Annotated in this window: 4 protein-coding genes and 1 pseudogene; 4 read left to right on the plus strand and 1 reads right to left on the minus strand. The window is 38.7% G+C overall.

All coding sequences use genetic code 11. The features are described from left to right. Positions 1–168: 168 nt before the first annotated feature. From ACIF8R_RS06860 to ACIF8R_RS06875, 4 genes are all read left to right on the plus strand, one after another. Positions 169–3,003, plus strand: coding sequence for a ribonucleoside-diphosphate reductase subunit alpha (locus tag ACIF8R_RS06860; protein ID WP_396479867.1), 2,835 nt, complete (start codon positions 169–171; stop codon positions 3,001–3,003). Between the two features lie 55 nt (positions 3,004–3,058). Continuing rightward, positions 3,059–3,193, plus strand: coding sequence for a preprotein translocase subunit YajC (locus ACIF8R_RS06865; RefSeq protein WP_263613010.1), 135 nt, complete (start codon positions 3,059–3,061; stop codon positions 3,191–3,193). A 137-nt stretch (positions 3,194–3,330) separates the two neighbouring features. Beyond that, positions 3,331–4,614, plus strand: coding sequence for a ribonucleotide-diphosphate reductase subunit beta (locus tag ACIF8R_RS06870; RefSeq protein WP_016804659.1), 1,284 nt, complete (start codon positions 3,331–3,333; stop codon positions 4,612–4,614). 126 nt (positions 4,615–4,740) lie between these two features. Beyond that, positions 4,741–5,520 (plus strand): tetratricopeptide repeat protein, encoded by a 780-nt coding sequence (locus ACIF8R_RS06875; protein WP_343570244.1) that lies wholly within the window; start codon positions 4,741–4,743, stop codon positions 5,518–5,520. Between the two features lie 90 nt (positions 5,521–5,610). Here the strand turns inward: ACIF8R_RS06875 and ACIF8R_RS06880 are convergent. Next, positions 5,611–6,196: pseudogene (locus ACIF8R_RS06880) on the minus strand (hypothetical protein). Between the last annotated feature and the right edge of the window lie 262 nt (positions 6,197–6,458).

The raw sequence follows: 6,458 nt of genomic DNA on the forward strand, positions 1-6,458 counted from the left end.
ATTACTAAAAAGTCAAGATTGATCTAGCTTAAAAAATCCCGTATCTTGTGTTGAAAATAAACTTTAACTACTAAGTCTTGTGTTTATCCCTCAAATATCGTGGCATGTTTTTTGCTCGGTTCAAACGGTCTATGAACATAACAAAAGTGACAATGGAGCTATGCTGGCATGAGCGTAATTACTTCGACTCCTGGTCAAATTCAGGTGATTAAGCGTACTGGAGATGTTGCTGCATTTGATGCAGAGAAAATTTCTGTTGCGATTGGTAAAGCTTTTCTTGCTGTGGAAGGTCAACAGAGTTCGGATTCAAGCCGTATTCATGACCGTATTACCCAGTTGACGGAAATGGTATTAAATACTTTTACTCGCCGTTTACCATCGGGCGGTACGATCCATATTGAAGAAATTCAAGATCAAGTAGAACTTGCTTTAATGCGTACTGGGGAACAAAAAGTTGCCCGCGCTTATGTAATTTACCGCGAACAACGTGCTAGCGCTCGTCAGCAAACAAATTCAAACCACCACCCTACCTTGCAAGTTACTGATGCAAACGGTCAGCTTCAACCACTTGATTTAAGTGCGTTACAAGCCACTGTAAATAGAGCTGCTGAAGGCTTAGAAGGTATTGAGGTTCAAGCAATTATCGATGAGACCGTTAAAAACTTATATAACGGCGTAAAAGAAAGCGATATTGCTACCACCATGATGATGGCAACACGTACGCGTATCGAACAAGAACCTAACTATACATACGTAACTGCGCGTTTGCTTCGTGATGAGTTGGTCAGCACTGGTCTAGCATTCTTAGGTTTACCGGCAGATACAGCTGAAAACAATGCACTTGAAGCATTCTTGAAAAAAGGTGTAGAGCTTGATTTGCTTTCACCAGACTTGCTTAAGTTCGATTTAGAAAAACTAGCTGCAGCAATTCAGCCTGAACGTTCTAACCAGTTTACCTACTTAGGTTTACAGACTCTATTTGACCGTTACTTCATTCACTCAAATGGCGTTCGCTTCGAATTACCACAATTATTCTTCATGCGTGTGTCTATGGGTCTTGCACTTAATGAGCAAGATAAAGAAGAGCGTGCAATCGAGTTCTATAACCTGTTGTCTAGCTTTGACTACATGGCGTCTACGCCTACCCTGTTTAACTCAGGTACATTACGTCCACAGCTTTCAAGTTGTTACTTAACAACGATTGGTGATGACCTTTATGACATTTATGGTGCAATGCGTGACAACGCGATGCTCTCTAAATGGGCAGGTGGTTTAGGTAATGACTGGACTCCTGTACGTGCCTTGAACTCTTATATTAAAGGTACAAACGGTAAATCTCAGGGTGTTGTTCCGTTCCTTAAAGTTGCGAACGATACAGCCGTTGCAGTAAACCAAGGTGGTAAGCGTAAAGGTGCGGTATGTGCGTACTTAGAAACTTGGCACTTAGACATCGAAGAATTCTTAGAACTTCGTAAAAACACGGGTGATGACCGTCGTCGTACTCACGACATGAACACTGCAAACTGGGTTCCTGACCTATTTATGCAACGTGTATTTGAAGATGGCGATTGGACACTATTTACGCCGTCTGAAACTCCAGACCTACACGATTTAACTGGTGCTGAGTTTGCTGAACGCTATGCATACTATGAGTCTGTTGCGAAAGAACAGAACATGTTGCACAAGAAAGTACGTGCTAAAGACTTATGGCGCAAAATGCTTTCTATGTTGTTCGAAACTGGTCACCCTTGGATCACGTTTAAAGATGTATGTAACTTACGTTCACCACAACAACACGTTGGCGTAGTTCACTCATCTAACCTATGTACTGAAATTACGTTAAACACAAACCAAGACGAAATTGCAGTATGTAACCTAGGTTCAATCAACCTTGTTCAACACGTTAAAGGCGGCGTATTAGACCGTGAAAAGTTAGCGCGTACGGTTAAAACAGCAGTTCGTATGCTCGATAACGTTATCGACATTAACTACTATGCTGTACCACAAGCGAAAAACTCTAACTTGAAACACCGTCCTGTTGGTATGGGTATCATGGGCTTCCAAGATGCGCTTTACGAAATGGGTATGGCTTACGGTTCTGATGAAGCTGTGAACTTTGCTGACGAGTCAATGGAAGTGATTAGCTACTATGCAATCCAAACTTCAAGCGACTTGGCTGTTGAACGTGGTGCTTACTCAACATTCAAAGGTTCATTGTGGGATCAAGGTATCCTTCCAATCGATTCTATTGAAATTGTTGCTAAATCTCGTCCAGAACGTATGTTCGAAGTTGACCGTACTCAACGTTTAGACTGGGACAGTTTACGTGCCAAAGTTCAAAAAGACGGTATGCGTAACTCAAACGTAATGGCGATTGCTCCAACTGCAACCATTTCGAACATTTGTGGTGTTTCTCAGTCTATTGAGCCAACATTCCAAAACTTATATGTGAAATCTAACTTGTCTGGTGAGTTCACTGTTATTAACCCTTACCTTGTTCGTGCATTGAAAGACCGTGGTCTTTGGGACACAGTAATGGTTAACGATCTTAAACACTTTGAAGGTTCAGTACAAAAAATTGCTCGTATTCCTGAAGAATTAAAAGCAATATTTGCTACTGCGTTTGAAGTTGAGCCACGCTGGATTGTTGATGCTGCATCACGCCGTCAAAAATGGATTGATCAAGCACAGTCTCTTAACCTTTACATCTCTGGTGCAAATGGTAAGAAACTTGACATCACTTATAAGATGGCATGGTTACGTGGTCTTAAGACGACTTATTACCTCCGAGCTTTAGGTGCAACTTCTGCTGAAAAATCTACAATTAACACAGGTGCGTTAAACGCGGTTAAACCTGCAACTGTAGAAGCAGCAGCCCCTGCAGCGGCTCCGGTCGTAGAAGCGAAAAAACCTGAAGCAGTTGAAGAAGACGGCTTCACTCAAGCAGCTCCGGTTCCTATGGCTTGTTCAATCGACAACCCAGATTGCGAAGCTTGCCAATAACATTCAATAAAGTTGCTCTTTAAACAAAAGAGCAACTTTAAATGAGGTAAAGATTATGTTTTTTCATCTCAGCCATAACTATATGCTTGGTGTTGGAATCTTAATCTTTGCCTTTATTTTCTTTTATACGCCTATGGTTTACGCCTTTTTTAAAATCCGTGAACAAAAGCGTAAGCAAAATAAGTTGTAGGGATGATGGACCAAAGGCCCAAAATTTGGTCATACATCGATAAAACTTAATTTTGTTTACACATTATAAGCGTATAGTAGTGACATCTTCGTTTAGAGATGTCGAACATAGATATATACAACGAAGAGAGAACAACAATGTCTATCCTTAGTTGGGACGATTTTGAAGATGATTCGCAAAAACCGGCTGCACCTGAACACAAGTCTGCGCCCATCCAACCGGAAAAAACGTCTGATTCGCAGAATGTATCTGCTGCGCAGCCATCATCGCAGAGCGTGGCAGCTCCACAATCCGCTGGAACCCATTCCGTGCGATCAACAAATCCAACCGATTCAATGGCTCGAGCATCTGCAGCCTTAGAACATTTGGATGTTGCTCCTGGCCTTGAAGAGTTAGAAATGGGCGCGCAACGCGTTCAGGTTGACGACAAAGCCATGATTAACTGTCGCGCTGACTTGAACCAGCTTGTGCCATTTAAATACGAATGGGCTTGGCAGAAGTATCTTGACGGGTGTGCAAACCACTGGATGCCGCAAGAAGTGAACATGAACCATGACATCGCACTTTGGAAGTCTGAAAATGGCTTAACCGAAGATGAGCGTACTATTGTTATGCGTTCTTTAGGTTTCTTCTCGACTGCAGACTCTTTGGTTGCAAACAACTTGGTATTGGCGATTTACCGTCACATTACTAACCCTGAATGCCGTCAGTACATCTTGCGTCAAGCGTTTGAAGAAGCGATTCACACTCACGCTTACCAATACTGTATCGAATCTTTAGGTATGGACGAAGGCGAAGTCTTCAACATGTACCGCGAGATTCCTTCTGTTGCGCGTAAAGCATCTTGGGGCCTTAAGTACACTCAATCTTTAAGTGACCCTACTTTCCACACTGGTACTCCTGAAAACGACCAACGTTTACTTCGTAACTTGATCGCATTCTACTGCGTACTTGAAGGGATCTTCTTCTACTGTGGCTTTACTCAAATTTTGAGTATGGGCCGTCGTAACAAGATGAACGGTGTTGCTGAGCAGTTCCAATACATCTTGCGTGATGAGTCTATGCACTTGAACTTTGGTATCGACATGATTAACCAAATCAAGATTGAGAACCCTCACCTTTGGACTGCCGAGTTCCAACAAGAAGTCATTCAAATGATTCTTGAAGGTACTATGCTTGAAATCGAATATGCTCGTGACACAATGCCACGTGGTGTATTGGGTATGAATGCAAGCATGATGGAAGAATATTTGAAATTCATCTGTAACCGTCGTTTATCTCAGTTAGGTTTACCAGAGCAATTTGCTGGTGTAACGAATCCATTTGCGTGGATGTCTGAGATGATGGACTTACGTAAAGAGAAGAACTTCTTTGAAACTCGCGTAACTGACTACCAAACTGGTGGTGCGTTAAGCTGGTAAGTTTAAGCATTCTTCCTCAATGTAATTTGAGGCTATAAAAAATCCGACTATATGTCGGATTTTTTATATTTATTTAAGATAACTATTAGTATGAATTGCAGTAGATTAATTTATAAGAGATACATTATGAATATAAGATATTTAATAATTTCTAGCGTCATAAGTTTATCGACTTTAAGTACTATATGTTGCTCAAAACCACTTTCACCACAAAATAATACTCAAAGTGAATTAAGTAAAATATATGAGCAAGGCGGGAAATACTTCTTAGGTAAAGAAGTACCTAAGGATTATTCAAAAGCTTTTTCATATTTTAAAAAGGCAGCCGAAAAAGGACTGCCCATTGCACAAAATGATTTAGCAGGAATGTACCTTAAGGGAATCGGGACGCAAAAAAGTGAAGAAAAAGCTTACTATTGGTATGAGAAAGCTGCGAAAAATGACTTTCCGGAGGCCCAATATAATATGGGGCTCATGTATGATAATGGCTATTATGTAAGCAAAAACAGATCTAAAGCCTTAGAGTTTTACAAATTAGCAGCTCACCAAGGTTATGCTAAAGCTCAATATAATTTGGCAAATGCTTATCTTTCGGGAAATGGCGTACAAAAAGATATTAATTTAGCTTTAGAGTTGTATAAAAAAGCTGCGGATCAAAATCTTTCAGAAGCTCAATATAACTTAGCAAATATTTATTCAGATGGTAGCTTAGTTAAACAAGATAATAAAAAAGCTCTGGAGCTATACACAAAAGTAGCTGAGAAAGGTATACCTGCGGCTCAGAACAATCTAGCTTATATGTATGCTAATGTTTACTCAGATTATGAAAATGCAAAATTTTGGTTCAAAAAAGCTGCTGATAATGGATATGAACCCGCAAAAGAGGCTTTAGAGCAGTTTCAGTAATCCACAATATATTACTTAGATCAAAAGGGTTGCTAATAGCAGCCCTTTTTCATATCTATCTCTCAACTCGATATAAAGGTAAAACTATTTTTAAATAAAATTAGGTTTATTTCTTATGCTTAACTAATTTTAAACATAATATTGAAACAACCACCACTAACCAAATTAAAATTAAATACCTCATCAATAAGGTGGGGAACATAACCTAAATCCACCAAGAAGCAACTTCCTCGTCACTTGTTGAAAAATTAATTACTCTCCCCTTTTCATCTTCAAAACGAACATTACTAGCTACAATTTTATTACCATCAAGGAATATTGAAGGATAAGGAAAAAAACTTCCTTCTAATTTAAGCAATCTTCTAGGTTTATATAAGTCACAAAATGAACCATTTTTATTTCTAAAATATGCACAATTAATAAGAAAATTTTTATTATCTCTTTCTACGACTAACGACCTTATACGTCTATTTTTAAAATGAAATTCAGGCTCATAAACAACAAAACTCTCTTTTCTAGGAGTAAAAACTATACTTGGGTTAAGAGCACAAAGCAGTACAATCACACACAAACTTAAGGAAAGGACAAGAACAAAATTTTTATAAATATACGAATATAATGAAAAAAATGGATCAACCACTTCCCTAGAGATCCACATTTTAAGTTTATAAATCACAACTATCCCCACTATAAAACAATAGTAAAAAAACCAGAAGCTAATAAACACCTGTACTAAAAGTACCGACACATACAAGAAAATTTATAATCCATATTCTTTCTTGTTTTACATAATTTTTTAATAGTTTTGCTAAGATAAATAGCAAAAAAATAAAGAATATGTGTTGTGATAAAAATTAGCTTTTATTCTAATTTCGAATTCAAAAAGAAAGTTTAAGTTAAACCGAGTTATATCTCACTCAAGTTATACAGAGTAATTT

The organism is Acinetobacter sp. ABJ_C4_1, assembly GCF_044538495.1.
GTDB classification, from domain to species: domain Bacteria; phylum Pseudomonadota; class Gammaproteobacteria; order Pseudomonadales; family Moraxellaceae; genus Acinetobacter; species Acinetobacter nosocomialis_A.

Coding starts and splice junctions, on each gene's coding strand:
- ACIF8R_RS06860 (WP_396479867.1), top strand. CDS start 169: ATGAGCGTAATTACTTCGACTCCTGGTCAAATTCAGGTGATTAAGCGT.
- ACIF8R_RS06865 (WP_263613010.1), top strand. CDS start 3,059: ATGTTTTTTCATCTCAGCCATAACTATATGCTTGGTGTTGGAATCTTA.
- ACIF8R_RS06870 (WP_016804659.1), top strand. CDS start 3,331: ATGTCTATCCTTAGTTGGGACGATTTTGAAGATGATTCGCAAAAACCG.
- ACIF8R_RS06875 (WP_343570244.1), top strand. CDS start 4,741: ATGAATATAAGATATTTAATAATTTCTAGCGTCATAAGTTTATCGACT.